A 2,501-nucleotide genomic window follows, 5' to 3' on the forward strand; every position below is an offset into this window, starting at 1 on the left:
TGCCGCCGCGCGGCTTCGTCACCGGCAGATCGAGCGCGGCGGGCGTGTCGCCGAGTTGCGTGGTCCAGTAGTGCAAGGCGGCGTCGCGCTCGCCGTCGTCGGCCCATTCCTGCTGCCACGCCGCGAAGTCGCCGTACTGCACGGCCAGCGGCGCGGCGGCGGGCGTGCGCCCCGCCATCAGTTCGCCATAGGCCGCGACGAATTCGTCGAGCAGCAGTTTCACCGACGCGTGATCGGCCACGATGTGATGCAGCGCGACGTGCAGCACGTGGCGCTGCGCGCTTTCGTTGCTATCGTCGCTCGTTGCCGCTTCGCGCAGTAACGCGATGCGCAGCAGCGGGCCGCGCGTGAGATCGAATGGCGCGAGCGAGAGCGACTGAAGCCGCTGGTCGAGCGCATCGGAAGTCGACGCGTCGCGCAGATCGACCTCGGACCACGCGTAATTCACGCCGCCGACGATCTGCTCGACCTGCCCGTCGCGTTCCTCGAAATGCGTGCGCAGCGCCTCGTGCCGCGCGACCACGTGATCGAGCGCCGCGCGCAGCCGTTCGACGTCGAGCGCGCCTTCGAGACGCAGCGCGCCCGCGATGTTGTAGCCGGCGTCGTCGGGATTCAGTTGCCACAGGAACCACAGACGCGACTGCGCCGGCGACAGCGCGAAGCGCTGCGTGCGGTCCGCGAGCGGCACGATCGGCAGCGCCTTGCCGCTCAGCCCGCGCTCGCGCAGACGCGCGCGGAACGTCGCGCGCCGGTCGGCGGGCAGGCTCGCATAGTTGCGCGCGATGGCCGCGAAGTCCGCCGTCGATGCGGGCGTGGGCGATGCAGGCGATGAAGACGATGAAGGCGTCATGGCGGCAGGCCCGGGTTCGGTGGCGGATTCAAGCTCGCGCCCGTGGCGCGCCGCGAGCGGTTGCACGCCCGCCTCGCGCGCCTTGCGCTTGAGGAACGGGCAGACATCGGCGGCGCGCACGTTGTGGTCGTCGAGGAAATACTGCTTCCATTCGAGGTTGCCCGGATCGCCGTAGAAACCGAGGTCCGGATGCGCGGGCGTGTCGTCCCACGTTTCGAGGCGCTTGCGCACCTGATTGCGCGCCTCGCGGCCGATCACCTTGTTGGTGATGGTGTCCACGAACACGCTGCGCGGCTGGAACAGCAGCACCATGCCCGGCCCGAGATTGCGGCTGTGACGCAGCGAAAACGACGGGCACGCGCACACCACGAACATCTGCACGCCCGCGAACGAAAACTCCCACGACTCGTCCGAGGGTTCGGGCTGCTGATCGGCCTGCGGATCGGGATCGACGTTGTGCAGTTGCTGCAGCGCGTGCCAGAAGAGTTCGTGATACGCGTCGTGCGAGAGCGGCTCGGCATCGGGCTCGAAAAACACCGCGATGTTGTTCTTGCGGTATTGCGGCAGCGACGCCAGTTCCGCGAAGGTCTGCATCGTGGCCGGCAGATCGGCGATGTCCTTGCCGTGCACGAACGAATAGAACATTTCGCCGCGCCGCTCGGCCTGCGTGCCGAAGAAGCACGGATACGCCGGATGCATCACCTGCTCGCGCAGCGTCGCGTACGAGGCGTCGAGCCAGGCGGGCGGCTGCACGTCGGCGCCGCACGCGCGGCCCTTGATGATGCGGCTTTTCCAGTCCTGCGCCGTGAAGACCGGCGCTTCGTTCAGCGCTGCGTTCGGCGTCTCTTGCTGCATCAGTTCGTCGTTGGGTTGCATCGTCTCGTTCCTTGGGTTCCGCACGGGTCTGTCGCGAGGCACGGGCCGCGCACGGCGGCAGCGGCGGCGAGCCGCGTGGCCCCGCGACAATCGGGTCATGATTTTTTTGTGGGGAGCGTCCGCACCTTCTGGCGAGGTGGCTGGAGAACGGATGACGCGCGCCGGGCGGCGGCGCGTCGTGCTGCGGTCAAGCTGTGCTTGTTGGTGCGTATGAAGCCGCGCTGGCGATCGTGCGCATGGCTCGCACGTCAGGCCGCGGCGCGCGCGGCGTCGGGCGCTTCAAGTTCGAGCATGAGCGCCTGAACCCAGTCGTCGGGAATGATCGGCTGGTGATACGTGCACTCGCTCGACGTGACCGTCGAACCATGCAGACGGCCGTCGGGAATCAGCACCATGTCACCTTCGAACATCTGCAACTGCATGCCGAGATTGCCCCAGAACAGCATCTCGCCTTCCTGGATCGTCACGAGCCGATGGTCGTTATGCACGTGCGTGGTCGAGCACATTTCATGCGGCTCGATAAACGTTTCGCGGTCGATGTCGGGACATTCGACGTCGATACGTGCGCTGATGCGGCGCGCGAAATCACAGAAGCGCGGAATCGCCGACAGCCATTTGAGCTGCTCGCCCAGATCCCAGCGCGCGCGTTCCGCGAGATGATCGCCGGCCGCGAAACCCTTGATGAACTGCGCGCGCGCCGCCGCGCCGAAGCGCTCGCCGATCGCCTGCACGGCGCGGCTCGCGCGTGCTTCGAGTTCCGCGCGGCGCGCCGCGA

1 protein-coding gene and 2 pseudogenes are annotated in these 2,501 nt (G+C 67.7%); all 3 read right to left on the reverse strand.

Annotated elements, in window-relative coordinates:
* Positions 1–850 (reverse strand): condensation domain-containing protein (locus G3N97_RS39865; protein ID WP_241031088.1); only part of this gene is annotated, 850 nt, incomplete at its 3' end.
* Between the two features lie 75 nt (positions 851–925).
* A pseudogene (locus G3N97_RS39870) lies at positions 926–1,705 on the reverse strand (YqcI/YcgG family protein); the annotation flags it as partial.
* Between the two features lie 269 nt (positions 1,706–1,974).
* Positions 1,975–2,501 (reverse strand): annotated as a pseudogene (locus G3N97_RS38175) (peptide synthetase); the annotation flags it as partial.

Origin of the sequence: Paraburkholderia sp. Ac-20347 (assembly GCF_017104805.1) — a bacterium.
Lineage (GTDB): Bacteria > Pseudomonadota > Gammaproteobacteria > Burkholderiales > Burkholderiaceae > Paraburkholderia > Paraburkholderia tropica.